The sequence below is a fragment of the Sphingomonas sp. M1A8_2b genome, assembly GCF_053345535.1.
In genome coordinates, this window is record NZ_JBKFAH010000002.1 from 938,209 (window position 1) to 957,123 (window position 18,915).

Annotated in this window: 15 protein-coding genes and 1 pseudogene; 7 read left to right on the forward strand and 9 right to left on the reverse strand. The window is 65.3% G+C overall.

The window, feature by feature from the left end; genetic code table 11:
* Positions 1 to 8: 8 nt before the first annotated feature.
* Positions 9 to 2,234 carry a catalase/peroxidase HPI gene (gene katG / locus ACLBWL_RS12390; protein ID WP_447793402.1) on the forward strand — a complete coding sequence of 742 codons (2,226 nt, stop codon included), beginning with the start codon at positions 9 to 11 and terminating at the stop codon, positions 2,232 to 2,234.
* Positions 2,235 to 2,370: 136 nt separating this feature from the next.
* Here the strand turns inward: katG and ACLBWL_RS12395 are convergent, their stop codons facing one another.
* A complete protein-coding gene (locus ACLBWL_RS12395) occupies positions 2,371 to 3,201 on the reverse strand; it encodes a 23S rRNA (adenine(2030)-N(6))-methyltransferase RlmJ (protein WP_447793404.1) in 831 nt (276 codons plus the stop codon).
* Between the two features lie 307 nt (positions 3,202 to 3,508).
* On the opposite strand from ACLBWL_RS12395, the gene ACLBWL_RS12400 reads away from it, so the two are divergent.
* Positions 3,509 to 5,680, forward strand: coding sequence for a TonB-dependent siderophore receptor (locus tag ACLBWL_RS12400; protein WP_447793406.1), 2,172 nt, complete (start codon positions 3,509 to 3,511; stop codon positions 5,678 to 5,680).
* A 276-nt stretch (positions 5,681 to 5,956) separates the two neighbouring features.
* Here ACLBWL_RS12400 and ACLBWL_RS12405 read toward each other — a convergent pair whose 3' ends face one another.
* From ACLBWL_RS12405 to mdcA, 7 genes are read right to left on the reverse strand one after another with little or no spacing between them, the layout of a single operon-like run.
* Positions 5,957 to 6,889, reverse strand: a complete 933-nt coding sequence (locus tag ACLBWL_RS12405; protein ID WP_447793408.1) for an acyltransferase domain-containing protein — start codon at positions 6,887 to 6,889, stop codon at positions 5,957 to 5,959.
* Positions 6,886 to 7,719 carry a triphosphoribosyl-dephospho-CoA synthase MdcB gene (gene mdcB, locus ACLBWL_RS12410; RefSeq protein ID WP_447793410.1) on the reverse strand — a complete coding sequence of 278 codons (834 nt, stop codon included), beginning with the start codon at positions 7,717 to 7,719 and terminating at the stop codon, positions 6,886 to 6,888. Before mdcB ends, ACLBWL_RS12405 begins: the two co-directional genes overlap by 4 nt.
* Positions 7,716 to 8,345: a malonate decarboxylase holo-[acyl-carrier-protein] synthase gene (gene mdcG, locus ACLBWL_RS12415; protein WP_447793413.1), complete on the reverse strand. Its 630-nt coding sequence runs from the start codon at positions 8,343 to 8,345 to the stop codon at positions 7,716 to 7,718. Before mdcG ends, mdcB begins: the two co-directional genes overlap by 4 nt.
* Positions 8,345 to 9,061 (reverse strand): biotin-independent malonate decarboxylase subunit gamma, encoded by a 717-nt coding sequence (mdcE, locus tag ACLBWL_RS12420; protein WP_447793415.1) that lies wholly within the window; start codon positions 9,059 to 9,061, stop codon positions 8,345 to 8,347. The genes mdcG and mdcE overlap by 1 nt, the downstream gene beginning before the upstream one ends.
* Positions 9,048 to 10,070: a biotin-independent malonate decarboxylase subunit beta gene (locus tag ACLBWL_RS12425; protein ID WP_447793416.1), complete on the reverse strand. Its 1,023-nt coding sequence runs from the start codon at positions 10,068 to 10,070 to the stop codon at positions 9,048 to 9,050. The genes mdcE and ACLBWL_RS12425 overlap by 14 nt, the downstream gene beginning before the upstream one ends.
* On the reverse strand, positions 10,067 to 10,384 hold the full coding sequence (gene mdcC, locus ACLBWL_RS12430; protein WP_380786490.1) for a malonate decarboxylase acyl carrier protein: 318 nt from the start codon (positions 10,382 to 10,384) through the stop codon (positions 10,067 to 10,069). The genes ACLBWL_RS12425 and mdcC overlap by 4 nt, the downstream gene beginning before the upstream one ends.
* A gap of 7 nt (positions 10,385 to 10,391) precedes the next feature.
* Positions 10,392 to 12,038, reverse strand: a complete 1,647-nt coding sequence (gene mdcA, locus ACLBWL_RS12435) for a malonate decarboxylase subunit alpha (RefSeq protein ID WP_447793418.1) — start codon at positions 12,036 to 12,038, stop codon at positions 10,392 to 10,394.
* Positions 12,039 to 12,202: 164 nt separating this feature from the next.
* Here mdcA and madL point away from each other — a divergent pair, with 164 nt between their 5' ends.
* From madL to ACLBWL_RS12460, 5 genes and pseudogenes are all read left to right on the forward strand, one after another.
* Positions 12,203 to 12,637, forward strand: a complete 435-nt coding sequence (gene madL, locus ACLBWL_RS12440) for a malonate transporter subunit MadL (protein ID WP_447793420.1) — start codon at positions 12,203 to 12,205, stop codon at positions 12,635 to 12,637.
* An 11-nt stretch (positions 12,638 to 12,648) separates the two neighbouring features.
* Positions 12,649 to 13,413, forward strand: a complete 765-nt coding sequence (gene madM / locus ACLBWL_RS12445; protein WP_093397717.1) for a malonate transporter subunit MadM — start codon at positions 12,649 to 12,651, stop codon at positions 13,411 to 13,413.
* A gap of 6 nt (positions 13,414 to 13,419) precedes the next feature.
* The gene (locus ACLBWL_RS12450) at positions 13,420 to 14,112 is read left to right on the forward strand and encodes a GntR family transcriptional regulator (protein WP_447793422.1); all 693 of its coding nucleotides are present in this window, start codon (positions 13,420 to 13,422) and stop codon (positions 14,110 to 14,112) included.
* Between the two features lie 58 nt (positions 14,113 to 14,170).
* Positions 14,171 to 14,443: pseudogene (locus ACLBWL_RS12455) on the forward strand (transposase); the annotation flags it as partial.
* A gap of 74 nt (positions 14,444 to 14,517) precedes the next feature.
* Positions 14,518 to 14,952, forward strand: a complete 435-nt coding sequence (locus ACLBWL_RS12460; RefSeq protein ID WP_447793424.1) for an alpha-L-rhamnosidase C-terminal domain-containing protein — start codon at positions 14,518 to 14,520, stop codon at positions 14,950 to 14,952.
* Between the two features lie 434 nt (positions 14,953 to 15,386).
* On the opposite strand, the gene ACLBWL_RS12465 is transcribed toward ACLBWL_RS12460, so the two are convergent.
* Positions 15,387 to 18,275, reverse strand: coding sequence for a TonB-dependent receptor (locus ACLBWL_RS12465; protein ID WP_447793426.1), 2,889 nt, complete (start codon positions 18,273 to 18,275; stop codon positions 15,387 to 15,389).
* Between the last annotated feature and the right edge of the window lie 640 nt (positions 18,276 to 18,915).

The window sequence follows — 18,915 nt, forward strand, 5'->3', positions numbered from 1 at the left end:
ACGCCACGATGGCCGATTACGAACAGCCTACGGGCAGCGGCTGCCCAATGAACCCTCAGGGTGGCGGCGAGGTCAAGGCCCGCTCGCTGCTGGGTCGTACGAACAAGGATTGGTGGCCCGATGCGCTGCCGATCGACATGCTGCACCAGCACGGCGTCTCGCCCGACCCGATGGGCGAAGACTTCGACTATGCCGAGTCGTTCCAGCAGCTCGACTACGCCGCGCTCAAGGCCGACCTGACCGCGCTGATGACCGACAGCAAGGCCTGGTGGCCTGCGGATTATGGTCATTATGGCCCGTTCATGATCCGCATGGCATGGCATGCCGCCGGCACCTACCGCGTGACCGATGGTCGTGGCGGGTCGTCGTCGGGTCAGCAGCGTTTCGAGCCGCTCAACTCGTGGCCGGACAACGGCAACCTCGACAAGGCGCGTCGCCTGTTGTGGCCGATCAAGCAGAAGTACGGCAAGAACATCAGCTGGGCCGACCTGTTCATCCTCGCCGGCAACGTCGCGATCGAGAGCATGGGCGGACCGGTGTTCGGCTTCGCCGGCGGCCGCAAGGACGTCTTCGCGTCCGAGGGGGACACGTTCTGGGGTGCCGAGGAACTCTGGGTCAACGAAGGCGCGCAGACGCGCATCACCGAGGACATGCCCGAGCTCGAAGGGCCGCTCGCCGCGATCCAGATGGGTCTCATCTACGTCAACCCCGAAGGTCCGGGCGGTGAGCCCGACGCCCTCAAGTCCGCACGCGACATGAAGGCGACGTTCCAGCGGATGGCGATGAATTCCGAGGAAACCGTCGCACTGACTGCCGGCGGCCACGCGTTCGGCAAGGCGCACGGCGCAAAGCCTGCCCCGCATTTCAAGAGCCCGTCCTCGGAAGCCGTGCACATGCAGGGCCTTGGCTGGCTGACCGATAGCGAGGAGATCGGCCAAGGTCACATCACGACCTCGGGCATCGAGGGCGCGTGGTCGAACAACCCGACCAAGTGGACCGGCGACTATCTGCGCCTGCTGTTCAAGTACGACTATGAGCTGACCGAGAGCCCGGCCGGTGCAAAGCAGTGGCAGCCGGTCAACCCGGAGCCGGAGGACATGGCACCCGACGCGCGCGACCCCAACAAGCGCGTGCCGACGATGATGACCACCGCCGACATGGCGTTGAAGATGGACCCCGAGTTCCGTGAGATCGCGCTGCGCTTCCGCGACGATCAGTCGGCGCTCGACGACGCGTTCGCGCGCGCCTGGTTCAAGCTGACGCACCGCGACATGGGTCCCAAGGTCCGCTACCTCGGGCCTGAGGTTCCCGAGGAGACGCTGATCTGGCAGGATCCGATTCCCGAGGGCACCGCGCCGTCGGACGCCGACGTCGCTGCGTTTAAGGACGCCGTGCTGTCGAGCGGGCTGACGATCGGCCAGCTGGTCAAGACCGCCTGGGCATCGGCGTCGACCTATCGCCGGTCGGACCATCGCGGCGGTGCCAACGGCGCACGCATCGCGCTCGCACCGCAGAAGGACTGGCCGGTCAACGAGCCAGAGCAGCTGAGCAAGGTCCTCGCCAAGCTCAACGAGTTGCGCGGCGCTATGTCGCTGGCCGACGCGATCGTGCTGGCGGGCTCGGCTGCGGTCGAGAAGGCGGCACGCGATGCCGGTCACGACGTGTCGGTACCGTTCCTCGGCGGACGCGGTGATGCTACGCAGGAGTGGACCGATGTCGAGAGCTTCGTGTGGATGGAGCCGCAGGCCGACGGGTTCCGCAACTACCTGAAGACGCGTCACCCGGTGAAGACCGAGGAGCTGCTGCTCGACAAGGCGTCGCTGCTCGGCCTGTCCGCGCCGGAGATGACGGTGCTCGTCGGTGGCCTGCGCGTACTCGGCGCAAACTTCGGCGATGCGCCCGAAGGCGTACTCACCCAGCGTCCGGGGCAGCTGACCAACGACTTCTTCGTCAACCTGCTCGACAACGACACGTTCTGGGATCTCGTCGACACGTCGAGCGACGAGAAGTTCATCGGCTACGATCGCGGCGGTCGTGAAAAGAAGTGGCAGGCGACCCGCACCGACCTGGTGTTCGGCTCGAACTCGCAGCTGCGCGCGACGGCCGAAGTCTATGCCGAGAACGGTCACGAGGCTAAGTTCGTCCGCGACTTTATCCGTGCATGGGTCAAGGTCATGAATGCCGATCGTTTCGACGTCACGGCCAAGCCCGTATCGTCCAACCAGGCGACATAAGGGTCGGTGACATGCGGGCGAGCCGTGTTGCTCTGGACAAGAGGCCAGAACACCACGGCTCGATCGTGACTGACGTGTTCAAAACCACCGGTTGTATTACGTTACGGTCCTGAACGACATCGTCAGGCTCGCGCCGCTAGGCGCCCAACCAATCGGTTGTTATCTCGCCCCTATGCCCCTCCGGTGCGAGCACGGCGCGCAGGGCTTCCAGCAGAGGTGGGAGCGCCTGCGTGAAGGCGTAGGGCGGATTGACGATATAAAGGCCCGCGCCATTATAGATGCCGGGCTGATTGCCATCGTACAACCAATGCTCCACCCCCAGCAATTTCGGAATGCCGAGCTTGCGTAACTGCGCCTTCCACCGCCAGTGCGTGCCGCGGTCTTTCAGCGGATACCAGATCACCGTCACGCCATGCGCCCATTTGCGGTGAGAGGCAGCAAGGGTGGCTGTGATACGTTCGCGCTCATCGGGCTGCTCGTACGGCGGGTCGACCACCACCACGCCGCGCGCGGTACGGGGCGGCAGCATCGCCGGCCAAAACTCGTAGGCGTCACGCTCATGCACGGCAGCGGATGTGTCGCGCATTACGCCGCGCAGGGTATAGGCATCCTCGGGATGTTTTTCGTTCAGGACCAGGAAATCCTGCGGGCGCAGAAGCTGCGCCAGGATCCGCGGAGAGCCGGGGTAGAAGTGCGGCTCGACCTCGACGTTCACCGCCTTTACGGCGGCGCGATAGTCGTTCAGCAAGGGGTTCGGGTCGGCAAAGGCCCGCAGGACGCCCTGCGTGGACTCGCCGGTGCGCCGGGCGTCGTCGCCGCCAAGGTCGTACAGCCCGCAGCCGGCATGGGTGTCGATCAGGGTCAGCGCGCTCGGTTTTTCCTGCAACGCCCGCACGAGGGCGATCAGCAGGCTGTGCTTCACGACATCGGCGCTATTGCCCGCATGGAAGGAATGACGATAATTCATTGCAACTCGAAATCCTGACAATCGACCTTTATCGTGCGGCTGGGCGCGGTTGCATAGCGCGAGGCGCGTGAAGTAACCAATATGGTGCTCGTGTAAAGTCAGGCGAAAACCTTCAACGCGCTCATGCGCGATGCGTCAAACCGGCGTTAGCGATCGTGCTCACCTTCATCTCTCTTTGGCCAGGTTGATCGGGCAGGCGCGAGAGGGTTGCCCTGCCTCTGAGGGGCCGCTCCAGACTTATTGATAACGACTTGCATTAGTAAATGATTCCCTGCAAGAGGCTGCCAGACGTCTCTGGGGGATACGAATGACTGCCTTACTCGCCGTTCTCATGACCGCGGCCAATCTCGACGCTTCGCCCGCTGCTTTGCCGGATCCGAAGGACGAGGCCGCACTTCAGGCGCGCCAATCCGCGGACGAGATTGTCGTCACCGGCGCCCGCACCGAAGGCACCAGCGATTACACGATCCCAGGGCAGACGACCGCCACGCGGCTCAACCTCACGCTCCGAGAGACGCCGCAGTCGGTCAGCGTTGTCACGCGCGCGCAGATCGAGGATTTCCAGCTTAACGACGTCAATACGCTGCTCAGCACGGTTCCGGGCGTGAACGTGCAGGCTGGCGAGACTGACCGGGTGTATTTCTCCGCACGCGGTTTCGACATCCAGACGTTCCAGGTCGACGGCATCGGCGTCCCGTTCGCGTTCGGCATCCAGACTGGTTCGATCGATACCGCATTTTACGATCACATCGAGGTCGTCCGCGGTGCGCCCGGCCTACTGTCGTCGACCGGCAACCCGTCCGCCGTGGTGAACTTCATCCGCAAGCGTCCGACCAAGGATCTGCAGGTGCGCGCGAGCGCCCAATATGGCTCGTTCGATCAGTATCGCGGTGAGGCCGACGTCAGCGTGCCGATCACCAAGACCGGCAGCATCCGGGCGCGTGCAGTCGGGGCGTATCAGGACGGCGACAGCTATCTCGACCGCTATGGTCTGCGCCGCTGGGTCGGCTACGGTATCGTCGAGGCAGACCTTGGCGCCAACACGACGGTCAGCGCCGGCTATGGTCATCAGGACCACAAAAGCCGCGGTGCGATGTGGGGTGCGATCCCGCTCACCTACAGCGACGGGACGCCGCTGAACTTCGCGCGCTCGTCGAACGTCGCGCCCGATTGGTCGAGCTGGAACGTCATCGACCGCCAGATCTTCGGCGACATCACGCATCGGTTCGGCAATGGCTGGGTTGCGCGTGCGAGCGCGATCCGCCGTGCCACCGACGAGAACAACACGCTGTTCTATGTCTACGGCAACCCGTTGCGAAACGACGCCGACGGCATCGGCATCGATCCGGCAACCGGGCTCCAGGTCGGGATCCAGAGCTATCCGGGCAAGTTCCGCGCCACCACGCGCAACCTCACGATGGAGGCCTACATCGCCGGCCCGGTGACATTCCTGGGGCGTGAGCACGAGGTCAACATCGGCGTGAACCGCAGCGCGCAGGACTATGTCCAGCAGTCGAGCTACGACACCAGCACGATCGGCACCTACCTGCCCTATCCCGACCTGTTCGCAGGCAATTTCCCGCTGCCTAATTTCCCCACCGAGTTTTCGAGCGCGCCCCTATCGAGCCAGAACACGCACACGCGGCGCGAGACGGCCTATGGTCTGGTCCGGTTCAATCCGGGCGACGCGGTCAAGGTGATGATCGGCGGTAACGTCACCCACGCCACGAGCACGGGCTTTTCCTACGGCGGCAACACCGATTTCGACGCGACGCGGTTCCTGCCGTTCGCCGGCGCGACGGTCGACGTGACGAGCAACCTCAGCCTCTACGGCAGCTACGCGACGATCTTCAATCCGCAGAACCAGCTGCTCGACATCAACAACCGCATCATCGATCCGATCGAGGGCGAGAACCTCGAACTCGGGATAAAGGGTGACTGGTTCGCCGGCCGGCTGAACGCGACGGTCGCGGTGTTCAAGACGCGGCAGGACAATACGGCCGAGGCGGCGGGCATCGTGACCGAGAACGACGTCACCCGCACCTATTATGTCGGGATCGATGCGCAGTCGGAAGGCGTCGAGATCGATGTCGGCGGCCAGCTCGCGCCTGGCCTGCAGATGACGGGCGGATATACGGTAATGCGGATCGAGGACCCGGAGGGCAATCCGGTGCGGCGCTATGTCGCGCGCAACACCGGGCGATTGAATCTCAGCTATACGCTGCCGATGCTGCCCGCCCTCAAGCTGGGCGCCAGCGCGCAGTATCAGAGCCGCATCATCTCGCCGACCGGGCTGGGCCGGCAGGGAAACTATGCGTTGCTCGATCTGCTGGCGGCGTACAGCCTCACGCCGAACATCTCGGCTGCGGTGAACCTACGCAACGTCACCAACACCAAATACCTGACCGCAACCAACTTCGACGGCGGCTATTACGGCGCCCCGCGTTCGGTGCTGGGCACGATAAGCGTGCGATATTGAGGAGCAGGCGTGGGGTGGACGTGCAAGGTGCGCCTAGGCTTGTCCATCCCACGCCGGCAAAGCGTCGGTATCGGTCGGCCCGATCGGGATCGGGATTGCGCTCGCCGACTACGGCAATTTTCGATCGACAAGTTGCCGGACGCCAAGTGCTGTCCGGCACCCGAAAGCGGCGAGCGTCTGCCCAACCGCAGTACATCCAGCGCGCAATTTAGCGGGGGGCTCGACCCAGGTGCAGACGTTCGACATGCACTCGGGCACTCCCACTCCAGTCCTCCGTCAATGATATTCACCGATCGATTGGCGTCGGTTCCACTCGGCAACGCCTTTCCAGCTCCGAAAATCGTCGACAGAGCGGACGTCGAGCCGCGGGTACGTCGCACGGACCATATCCGCGAGGGCGCTGCCCGGACCCAGTTCCAGGATCCGGTCGGCGCCGCGCTCGATCAACGCCTCCAAGGTCGATGCCCAGTCGACCGTCGTGTCGATTTGAGCCGCAAGTCCGCGAAAGTCGCCACGCCCCCTGGCGATCGACGCATCGGCGGCGCCGAGCAGGGTACGCCCCGGAATAGGTCTCTGCGGCTCCGACGCTTCCAATGCGTCGAGGAAAGGCGCCACAGCGCGCGACAGACGCTTCGTGTGCGACGCGACGCGGACAGCGATGGGCCGTGCTGCAACCGCGGACTCGTCCACTGCGGCGACACAGCATCGTTCGACGTTGTTACGGTTTCCGCCGATAATGAAGAGTTGCGCCGGGTTGACGATGGCGAGCGCGCAATCGAACCGCGCGACGAGCGCGTCCACATGCTCGCGCGTCAATCCTCGAATGAAGCCAAGGCAATCGTCCGCCCCGCTCACCGCATCCATCGCCTCGGCGCGGACCGCCGTCAGCCGAAGCGTTCGCTCGGGCGTCCAGATGCCGGCGACGCCCCATGCCGTCATCTCACCGACGCTATATCCCGCGACCAAATACGGCTCGGCGAATGCCAGGCACGCATTCGCGGCAAGCCCGCGCGCGACACACAGGATCTGGCTCGTCCGATTGCCATGCAAATCGGCGTCCGACGCGGTTTGCAGGAGCGTGAGGATATCCTGCCCGAGTAACGCACTCGCCTCGGTGAGAATCCGCGCAGCGGCCGGTTCGTTGGCGAACAGGTCGAGCATAGCGCGATCCTGCCGCCCCTGCCCCGAACACAGCAGCGCGAGCGTCATGCCGTCGTGAACTCGACGAACAGCGCCATTGCCAGCAGGTCGGCACACCCGCCGGGGCTAAGCCGTCTTGCGGTGAAGGCATTGTGCGTAGCGATCGCGGCTCCGCGCCAGTCGGTTGCGCCGACCCCGCCGGCATCGAGAAACGCACGGGCGCGTGTCTGCGCGAACGCGAGACCTTCAGAACCGCCACGGTAGAGGAGATTGGTGTCGTCGACCCCGACGATCAGCGCCATGAGCGCCTCGACGCGACAGGCTTCTTCGTCCGCGTTCCGGCGTCGCGCGTCGGCGAGCGCGGGCAAGGCGACCCGGTAGAGCGAGGGAAAGCCGGCCGCCGCCTCGGCGCGCGCGCCACCCGTGGCATGGCGACGGGCGACGGTGCTGCCGTGGCTGTGCAGCGGTACCGGTCCGCGGGCGATCTCGACGCCCCAGCGTTGCGCGACGATCGCGCCCAATGTGCCCGACATGCGGTACACCGCGCGAAACCCGGCGGCGGCGCAGAGCAGCCCCATGCCGAAGATCGCGCCGCGATGCGTGTTCACCCCGCCGGTGGCCGCCATCATCGCGACCTCTGCCTCGATCCCGATCGCGCGGAGGCGGTCCATGCCGGCGCCGGCCGCGCCCGCTTCGGCGAGCCTTGCGAAGAACGGTTCGAGCGTCTCGGCGCTGCGGTTCATCATCGCCGCGTCCATGTCGTCATGCGCGCCGGTATCGACCGGGCTGACGAGGCCGGGCTTGGGATAGATCGCGATCTCCAGCTTGAGGCACTCGGTCGCGATCCGGCCGATGCTGGCGCCGTCGATCGCCGTTGTCGCGCGAGCCAGTGCGGTCATGCGAACAACTCGGTTCGCGCGATCATGCGGTTGCCGTCCACGGCCTTCACCAGCATCTCGGGCGCGGCGGAAGCGAGTTCGCGCCACTGGACCGCAAGCCCGGTGGGCGTCACGATCTCCCCGTCCAGCCGCATCGGCGCGTCCGCGTCGATCCGCGCCAGTGCAGCAGCCAGCCGCGCCGCGGCGTCGGCGGTCGAGACCCGCCAGACGAGATCCAGATCGGACGTCTCCGACAGATACGGCAGGCCGGTCAAATGCGCCCACGCCAGGCTGCCGAAGCACCGCGTATCGGGATCCAGCGCGATGAGCGCGGCGATCGTTTCCTGCCACGCGATGGGGGCGCCCCGAGCCGTATCCGCGAGCAAGGGCGGCGGCGCGTCGGACAGGATTGCCTCCGGCGGAACGGCGACGGCCAGACGTTGCTTGCCGAGCGATGGCGGCAGCGGCAGGCCGAGCGGCACCAGCCCCGCCACATCGTCGCAAATCGGGCGACGCGCGATCATCGGATATCCCGCTGCGACCCAATCAGCCACGATCGGCATTGCCTGAAGCGTCGGATAGGCAGCTAGTATCTCGCCCCAGCGCGCCGGGTCGAGATAGACCAGCCGGTGCCGATCTAACCGCATTACGCCTGCGCCGCCGCCGCGACCTCACCGGCGATCCGCGCCGATTTCGGTCGCCCGCCTCGCTCTGCGCCGAGTGCGGCCCGGTCGTCGCCTCCGCGCGGGCGTGCCAGCAATGCCTGCAACTGATCCGCAAGACTCTCGTCCGCGTCCCAGACAGCCGCGATGCCACCGACGCTGACGAGATTGTCGAGGCCGGGTGCGAAGACCGGCGTGGTCTTCGCCTTCGCCTCAAGTACATCGATCGGCAGTTTCGTCACGCGTGACATCGAGGCGAGATCCATCACTTCGGGGTGCGCGCCAGGCAATGCGACCAGCGTCCCGCAGGCGAGTGCGGTGGCGATGAACGCGCCTGCCGCGCTGCCGCCGTAGAGCAGTCCGACCGTGCGGTGGCCGCGCGCTTCCGCCACCAGCAGCGACTTGGCGAGGTGCGCGAGATATTCGCTGAGCCCGAGCAGTTCGTCGCGGCGGCTCATCCGCTGGCTCGCGCTGTCGACGAGGAACAGGATCGGCGCGGAATCGTCGTTCCGGGCGATCTCCATCACCGCCGCGGACAGCCGGATCGCTTGGTCGATCCCGATCGGCGCGCGCGCGGTCGCGCCGACGACATGGACCACCGCGCCACCGGGCAATGTTCCCTGCCCGAACAGCAGGTCGCCCTCCGCAGATACCGAATGACCGGTCGGAAACAGCGACGCGAGGATGTCAGCGGGCGTCATCGGCGCTCTCCCGATACTGGGCGGCAAGGGTGGCGAAGGCGGTGGCCGGCATGTCGGGGATCGCCTTCGGATCGTCGATCCCCAGCGCCTGCCAGATGTCGGTCGCGTCGGCAGCATCGCCAAACCGCGCAATCCGTCGTTCGAGCCGCGCCTGCTCGGCCTCCAGCGTCTCTAGATCGAGACTGGATCGCTCCCCGCTCCCGTTCGTGCTGAGCGAAGTCGAAGCACCGTCGATCGAGCCAAGCCCTTCGGCTTCGCTCAGGGCGAAAGGATGGGGGGAGGCGCTCCGATCGGATAGCGGTCGAGCCGACTGCGCCAATGCGGCAAGCGCGGCTTCGCGAAACGCCGCCGCGTCGTCGTCGACGAACACGTCTGCGCCGCCAATCAGCGTGCGATGCTTGCCGCCCATCGTCCGCCAGACCAGCGCGCGGTCGCGCGAGTCGAACTCCTCGACGCCCATGTTGGTCTCGATCACCTCGGGGCCGGTCACGCTGATGCGGCCCTGTTCCGACACGATCAGCGTCGAGCAGCACCCCGCGATCAACCCGCCGCCGCCGTAACAGCCCGCGCGGCCGCCGATCAGCCCGACGACGCGGACGCCCGCCATCCGTGCTTCGGCGACCGCGCGCATGATCTCGGCGATAGCGATCTCGCCGGCGTTGGCCTCCTGCAAGCGCACGCCGCCGGTGTCGAACGCGATCACTACGTCGCGCCCAAGCGCCTTAGCAGCACGCAACAGCCCGGCCAGCTTGGCGCCGTGCACCTCGCCGAACGCGCCGCCCATGAAGCGGCCTTCCTGCGCGGCGACCAAGATCGACGCGCCGTCGAGCGTCGCGCTGCCGACGACGATCCCGTCGTCGAACTGCGCGGGAAGGTCGAAGATGCCGAGATGCGGGCTGGTCTCGCGCTGTTCCGGCCCGACGAACTCCGCGAAGCTGCCGGTGTCGACCAGCGCAGCGATCCGTTCGCGCGCCCCAGCCTCGTACCAGCTCTGGCGAAAATTGCTCATGCCTCGGGCTCCTCGATCATGCGGACACCCTGCGCGAGCCGCAGCGAAACGGTGTCGGGTCGTGCGCCGCCATCGTTGATCGCAATCCGCAAGCCACCGGCCGCACGCCTGCCGACGAAATCGGCGACCACCGCATCCCACAGATCGCGAAAGCCGTGCGCCGCGGTGCTGATCTCGATCGCGCACCGATCGGGTGCGTCGCCGCGCTCGACCAGCACCTCGAGATTGCCCGACGCGACCACGCCGACCAGCGCCATTTTTCGCGTGCCGCCTGCCGGGGTTGGCGCGGCGATATCGAAATGGAGAATTTCCATGAGTGTCCTACCAGTTCCGGAAACGGCTCGGCGGCCGGTACAGCCCGCCCGAGGCGAGCATGAGGTCCTTGATCGATCGGGCGGCGAGCATGTTCCGGTTCGCGTCGAGCGGATCGATGCCGAGATCCTCCGGCCGCTGGATGATCTTCCGTTCCCGCAACCGTTCGACCATCACCTTGTCGCGGCCGCGGCCGATCTCGGTGAAGCCCGCCACGCCGCGGATCGCCTGCTCGCGCTCGTCGGCGGTGCGGCAGAGCAGCAAGTTGGCGATGCCCTCCTCGGTGACGATGTGCGTAGTGTCGTCGGCATAGACCATGATCGGTGCCAGATCGAGATCGAGCTTCTCGGCGAGTTCGAGCGCGCCGAGCTTCTCGACGAACAGCGGGGCGTTCCCCTCGCCGAACGTCTCGCCGATCTGCACCACCAGTTTTCGCCCGCGCCTCAAAGGCGCCGCCGTGTCCGGATCGGCCTCCGCCCCCGCCTGCAACCACGGTGCGCTCGGATGCCGCCGCCCGCGTGCGTCCGACCCCATGTTGGGCGCGCCACCAAAGCCTGCGATCCGGTTCGCGGTAATCGTCGAGCTGTGCCCCGCGAGGTCGATCTGGAGCGTCGAGCCGATGAACATGTCGCACGCATACAGCCCCGCGGTCTGGCTGAAGGCACGGTTCGACCGCAGCGATCCGTCGGGGCCGGTGAAGAAGATATCGGGCCGCGCGGCGAGGTAATCCTCCATGCCGACCTCGGAGCCGAAGCAATGGACCTGCTCGACCCAGCCCGCCTCGATCGCCGGGATCAATGTCGGATGCGGGTTGAGCGCCCAGTGCGTGCAGATCTTGCCCTTCAGCCCGAGCTTCTCGCCGTACGTCGGCAGCAACAGCTCGATCGCCGCGGTGTTGAAGCCGATGCCGTGATTCAGCCGGCGCACGCCATAGGGTTGATACAGCCCCTTGATCGCCAGCATCGCGGTCAGGATCTGCGTCTCGGTCATCGCCGCGGGGTCACGCGTGAACAGCGGCTCGACATAGAAGGGCTTGCCAGCGTCGAGCACGAAATGAACCTGGTCGCCGGGGATATCGACGCGCGGCAGCGTATCGACGATCGACCCGACCTGCGCGATCACCAGGCCGCTACCGAAGCTGGTCGCCTCGACCACCGTCGGCGTGTCCTCGGTATTGGGGCCGGTATAGAGATTGCCGTGGCGATCCGCGCTGACCGCGGCGATCAGCGCGACCTGTGGCGTGAGGTCGACGAAATAGCGCGCGAACAGTTCGAGATAGGTGTGGATCGCGCCCAGCTCGATCTTGCCGCCGAATAGCATCTTGGCGATCCGCGCGGACTGCGGCCCCGAATACGAGAAGTCGAGCCGCTTCGCGATGCCGCTGTCGAACACGTCGAGATGTTCGGGCAGCACGACCCCGGACTGGACCATGTGCAGGTCATGGATCCGCGCCGGGTCCATCGCCGCCAGCCCCTTGGCCAGCACGTCCGCCTGCTTCTGGTTGTCACCTTCCAGGCAGACCCGGTCGCCGGGACGCAGCACCGCTTCGAGGAAATCGACCAGCGTCTCGGGATCGACCAGCTTGCCGGTGGCGAAGTTAGCCCCGGCCGCGATCCGCTCCTCACGCAAAGCCTTCCGCGTATTCCACTGCCGCACGCATCGTCTCCTGACGCTCATTCTGCACTCTTTGTATTCTCTATTGCTCCAAACGCAACCCTATGCATACTTAAAGGCGTATAAGACGATAGATCGAATACAGTGAGAGGATCCGCCATGAGCCAGTCCCTACCCAGCTCCGCCCCCAATGCGGGACGCGGCGCATGATCGCCGGCGTCGCGCTGCTCGCGATCTGCACGTTGATCGGGCAGTTGCTCGGCGAAGGCCTTGGTGCGCTGCTCGGCGTGAAGGCCAATGTCGGCGGGGTCGGCATCGCGATGATCCTGCTGATCGCCGCGCGGATGTGGCTGAAGTCGCGGGGCCGCTACGTCGAGGGCGTCTCGCGCGGGATCGGCTTCTGGGGTGCGCTGTATATCCCGATCGTCGTCGCTATGGCGGCGCAGCAGGACGTCGTCGCCGCAGTCGAGGGCGGACCGGTGGTGCTGATCGCCGGCGTCGGCGCGCTGCTTGTGTGCTTCAGCGCGGTCGCGCTCATCAGCCGCCTGTCGGGCACGCCCGAGACGATGGACGAGATCGAGGCGCGCGAAGCCCGCGAGGCCGAAGCGGCACTCGCCCCCTCCCCTGCAACGACGCACTGAGGCGCACCGACATGGAAATGATCACCAAGGTGCTGACCGCCAACGCGCTGCTCACCGCATTCGCGGTCGTCGGCATCGTCATGTGGCTGTCGAACATGCTGTCCGCTAAGCTGACGATGGGCCGGGTCCACGGCTCGGCGATCGCGATCCTGATCGGCCTCGCGCTCGCTTTCTGGGGGGGGATCGCGACCGGCGGGCACAAGGGGCTCGCCGACCTGCCGATGCTCGCCGGGATCGGCCTGATGGGCGGCGCGATGTTGCGCGACTTCGCGATCGTCGCCACCGCCTGCGAAGTCGATGTCGAACAGGCGAAGAAGGCGGGACTGATCGGCGTGGTCGCGCTGCTGCTCGGCACGGTGTTGCCATTCATCGTCGGCGCGCTGGTCGCCGCGTCGTTCGGCTATACCGATGCGGTGTCGATGACGACGATCGGCGCGGGCGCGGTGACCTATATCGTCGGGCCGGTCACCGGCGCGGCGATCGGCGCGAGTTCGCCGGTGATCGCGCTGTCGATCGCGACCGGCGTGTTCAAGGCGGTGATGGTGATGGTCGGCACGCCGCTGGTGGCCGGGCTGATCGGGCTGAACAACCCGCGCAGCGCGATGGTGTTCGGTGGGCTGATGGGCACCGTCAGCGGTGTGTCGGGCGGGCTCGCCGCGACCGATCGTCGCCTGGTCCCCTATGGTGCCTTGACCGCGACCTTCCATACCGGGCTAGGCTGTCTGGTGGCGCCGTCGATCCTGTACCTGATCGTCCGCGCGATCGTGGGGGGCTGAGGAACCGTGGGCGTTATCGACATCGAAGACACCGGGCTGCTGTCCGACCGGATCCGCAATGCGCTGACCGATGCGATCTCGTCGGGCGAACTGGCACCGGGCACGATGCTCGACGAACAGCAACTGGCGGATCGCTACGGCGCGTCGCGCACCCCGGTCCGCGAGGCGCTGCGGCAACTGGCGACCAGTGGCATGGTCGAAGTCCGGCCGCGCCGCGGCGTCATCGTCCGCCACGTCACCGCCGAGGAGGTGATGGACATGTTCGAGGCGATGGCGGAGCTCGAGGCGGTGTGCGTTCGCCTCGCCACCTATCGCATCACGCCGCTGGAGCGCAGCCGCCTGCTCCGTATCCATGAGGCGAGCGAAGCCGCGGTCGAGGCGGGCGACGTCGATGCGTATGATGCGCTCAACCGCGAGTTCCACGAGGCAATCTACCGCGCCGCGCACAACGACTTCCTCGCCGAGCAGGCGATCGCGGTTCGCACGCGCCTGAATGCGTTCCGCCGCATGCAGCTCCGCCAGGACCGGCGCCTAGCGAGTTCGCGCGCGGAGCACGACGCGGTGATGCGCGCGATCGCGGAAGGCGACGGCGACACCGCCGCCCGCCGGATGCGCGCGCACATGCTCAACGCCGCGAGCGCGCTCGACAGCTACATCGCGCATCAGGACGTCGCTCATGTCGGTCCATCAAGGGTCTGAGCGCCCGCGGGTGAAGATGGGGGTCTTGGGCGACTGATCGTCCGCCCCGCCCGACGAGCTGCCAAATGCACAGTGGCTCCTCGGCGACCGCGGATATAACGCCGACTGGTTCAGGGACGCTATCGAGGCAGCGGGCATCCAGCCCTGCATCCCCGGTCGTAAATCTCAGCTCGAGTCCATCAGGTATGACACGCGCCGGTACCGCGGGTGCAGCCGCATCGAGATCATGCTCGGGCGTATGAAGGACTGGCGCCGGCTTGCTAGCCGCTACGAACGCCGCCCGACCGTCTTCATCTCCGCTATAGCTCTCGCTGCCACCGTCATCTCCTAGCTATGACAAATGCGGCATGAACCTAGCGTCGCCGGGCAGACGATTGGTGGCGCGTACCTTCCCACGACAACGCGTTGCTGATCGCACTGCAACCCGTACGCAGAGTGACCATGGTCGCGGCGAGCTTCTCCACCGTGCTCGGCTTGGTGCGAACACGCTGGCGGATCGCAGAAAGCGTCTTCGCGCTCGAGCTTGGAGTGCCTGCCGGGACGACCGCCCGCATTCGCCTGCCAACGGCGGATCCCGGATCGGTCCGCGAAGGTAAGCGCCCGATCGCCGGCAATCGTGACGTCACCATGCTCGCCCAAAATGCCGACCATGTCGGCCTGCGGGTCGGATCGGGCGTGTATCGCCTGACAGCGCGCGCAGAATTGCAGGCGATCAAGCGCAACGAAGACGCGCCGCCGCGGAGGCGAAACACGCCGCAGCCATCGCGCTCCGCATTGTTTCCAGCCGGGTACCGGGTCGTGAGGAACCCCATCTCGTGTCGGCGATATGGTGCCGGATGAGCACGCCCCTGGTCCAGAGATCGGGTGCCAGCGCGCGTTGCTCGCCATCGTCAGCCCGATCGATGTCGGCGAGGAACGGCGGTGGAAGCATCTCAGGATGGATCTCTGCGGCGAGACAGATCACCAAGGCTGCCGGGCGGACCACAAGACTGCGCGCCCGCATAGCAGCTTGGCGGCATGGCGCACGCCGCCTTGACCCAGGAGCATATGGACACCGGAACCACGGGATCACCGGCCTGAAAAAGGGGAGCGGATCACGCTCGCCTTTGCCGCCGCACAGACCACCTGCGCCGGAAATCCTTAAACGGGCTCTTTCGTCTCGATCAATCCGCGATCTTCGCTCCTTACACGCGCGAGCCAAGCATCCGCTGCTCCTACCATTCGGCGACCCGGGGCATGCCGCTTCACCACGCCCCAGGTCTCGACTTCGACGATCAGAACTTGACGCGCACACCGAAATTATAGCGTGCGCCGGTTTCCTGGAGCGCCAGGAAACGGTCTTCGACGGCCGACCATTCGTTCACCCGCTCGTTGGTGACGTTGACGCCCTGGACATAGACCTGGAAGTTGGAGGTCAGGTCGTAGGCGACGTTGAAGTCGAGTTGCCCGTATGACGACCGATTGCGCGGGCGCCCCTGGCTCGACCGGCATTGCCGCAGGTAATCCGAACGCCAGTTGTACGAGGTGCGTGCCGAGATGCCGTATTTTTCGTAGAAGGCGCTGCCGTTGGCAGAATGCGGCGACAGCCCGTTATACCCGCAGTCGAAATCGGCGAGCGTCTGGTCGCGCTGCACCTTGCTGTCGACATAGGTATAGTTGCCGGTGACGCCGAAGCCCGAGGCGAAACCCGGAAGCCAGTCGAACGCATATTGCGCGCCCACCTCGATGCCGCGGATATAGCCGGTCTGGCCGTTGCGGGTGCGGGTATCCTGGAACACGCGGCCGAACCGGTTCACCGGCAGCGTCTGGAGTTCGAGGAAGTTACTCAGGTCCTTGTGGAACCCGCCGACGCTGACATAGCTTACCGGCGTCATGTACCATTCGACCGACAGGTCGTAATTGGTCGACTTGAACGGCAGCAGGCTGGGATTGCCGCCGCTCGACTGCGGCACCGAGATACGGCCCCCGAAATCGTTGTTGACGCCGAGATCGGTCAGCGTAGGGCGCGTGACCGTCTGCGAGAACGCAGCGCGCGCGAGCAGCTTTTCGGTGACGTTGAACCGGATGTTCGCCGATGGCAGCGCGTTGACGTAGCTGTTGCGGACCGTCACCGCCGTCGCCGGTCCGTACGTATATTGCAGCGTATCGTCGCCGGGCGTGTTGGCGATGTTGATGACGGGCGTGTCGAAACCCGAGGACACGACATCGGTCTTGATGACACGGACGCCGACGTTCCCCGCCCAGCGATCGCCGCCGAACTGCATGCTGATATAGCCTGCTGCCAGCTTCTCCTGGACGTTGACCGTGCCGCGAAGCTGCTCACGGACGCCGAACGGGCCGCCCGGCAGCGCGAGCACCTGCTGCGCGAAGGCTGCCTGCTGCGCGGGCGTACGGCCGTTGGTCGGGATCGACAACGTGGCGGGATCATTGAGATAGGCGAGGAACGCCTGTGGATCGAACTGGAACAGCGAGGGCGGAATATTCTGCCCCCCGCCGAGCAGGTTGGTCCAGTCATAGCTCTCCAGCAGGCCGGACGCGATCGGCACCTGGTAGCCGCAATAGGTGCAGTTCGAGTCGCTATTGTTGAACTGCCGATTGATCTTGCGCCGTTGTGTGTACGACCCGCCGATCTGCACCGATTTCAGAACCGAGTCCTGAATGTCGTATTTCGTATCGAGATGGAATTCGGAGCCGCGGTCGCGCGATCGGTTGGTGTCGATGCCCATGTAATGCAGCCGCATCCGGTTGGGATCGTTGATGATCGCGTTGTCGAACGATGCGGTCGGCAGCCCCTGGCCTGGATTCAGATTGAACTGGTAGCTGTACGGCAGCAACGCACCGATCACGAGATACTGGTTCGGCGAGATACGGTTCGCGCCGGTAACGGACGCGTCCAACCGCACTTCGACGTCTTCGGCCGGGTTCCACTTGATGTTGCCGCCGAACTGATAGCTCTCGGACTCGCGCTTCGTCAGGTTATAGACATGGTCGATCTTCGAATTGAGGCCGTTGTTGGTCAGCCTGTCGCGATTGTCCGCCAGGAACTGCGGGTTCTGGGCGATGAAGTCGCCGCCGATCATGCCGAGCCCGGTCGCCGTGCCGTTGCCGTCGAATGTCGGCGCATAATAAGGCGCGGCCAGGAAGTTATCCATCTTGCGGACCACCCCCGACACCGTGAACTTCGAGTAGACGCCGTCGACGGTGATCTCGAGATTGTCGCGCGGCTTGAACTGGACGGCACCAGCGAGGTTGATCCGCTCGCGCTCCTCCTGCGAGCGCTGGTAATAGAGGCTCTGGGGAACGTTGATGTTGCCCGCTGCCGGGTATCGCGGGTCGGCGCCGGTGATCAGCGTCGGCGTGCCGCCGATCACCGAGATGATGTCGGGTCGCCCGTTGATCCACCCGTCGATCGCGATGGTGTCTTCCTGGTTCTTGCGCTTCGTGTACGACCCCGACAACACCACGCCGAAGGTCTTGTCGGGATTGGTCCACGATGCGGTGGCGGACGCATCCGGCCCCGCCTTCTCGCGCAACGTGTCGTAGATGGCACCGGCCGACCCCGAGAAGTGGAAGCCGCTGCGCCCCTCCAGCGGGCGCGCGGTGATGATGTTGACGGTGGCCCCGATGCCGCCCTCCTGAAGCTCGGGCACGTTCGATTTGAACACGTCGGTCCGCTGGATCATGTTCGACGACAGCACATCGAACGAGAATTCACGGCCAGGATTGTCGGTCGCCATGACGCGGCCGTTGACCAGCACGGTATTGAATTCCGGCCCGAGCCCGCGAACTGTGATGAACTGGCCTTCGCCGCCCGATCGATCGATCGCGACGCCGGTGATACGCTGGAGCGATTCCGCAATGTTGGAGTCGGGGAATTTGCCGACGTCCTCCGCACTGATGCTGTCGACGATCTGCTGTGCATCACGCTTCACGCGCGCCGAATTGGCAAGGCTGCTGCGGATGCCAGTGACGACGATCTCGTCGCCCGTGCCAGAATCGTCCTCGCCCGGCGCGGCCGCGGTGGGTGCCGGGTCTTGCGGAAGCGATGCGGCGCCCTCCTGCACCGATCCAGGTTTGGCCGCGGTCAGATCCTGTGCCTGCGCGGGCGTAATCATGCTCACGCTACCCAGCAACAGGCAGATCTTTGCAGAAAATAGCCTCATACTTCCTCTCCCAGTGAATGGACTATTTGAGCCCATTTTATTTATACTTGCCTCGGGTCTATCACCGCCCGACGATCGATTATTCAAAACACTCTGTATGTTCTGTCTGATGCGGTATCGCTCGATGCGACTTACGCGTCACACGTCATTACTTTGATGTACGGATCCATATGTTGCGGAAACGGATCGGTGCACTCGGATCATGACCGTCGAACAACATGAGTGCTTCGGAAGGGGTGTGGCGTCTTCGCATACCACCGGGCGTCACCACCGGCGGTTCGGGCGCCCACACTTCCGTGTCTTCGGGTCGTGGCCCACCCTGGCTCTGGGCGACAAACGCGACCGCGGCGATGATCGGCAACTTCACGCCATCCCCCTGCAAGGTTACGTGGATCTCGCGGTCCGCGCACGTTTGCTCGCAAGGTTGCGCTACGCTTCGTCGCTGTGCCGAACCCGACCGGGTTCATCGGATCACCGTGCGCGCCACCCCGAGAGCCGCCTCTCCATGCGATCATGCTCACTCCCCTTTCGCGACGTCTTTGCGCCGCGTTTGACCATTTACTATGTACACCGACGATTGATGTAAACGATTACATCGTCGATCGATCTTACGACATGGCAAGCACCGCGCGTGACCCAA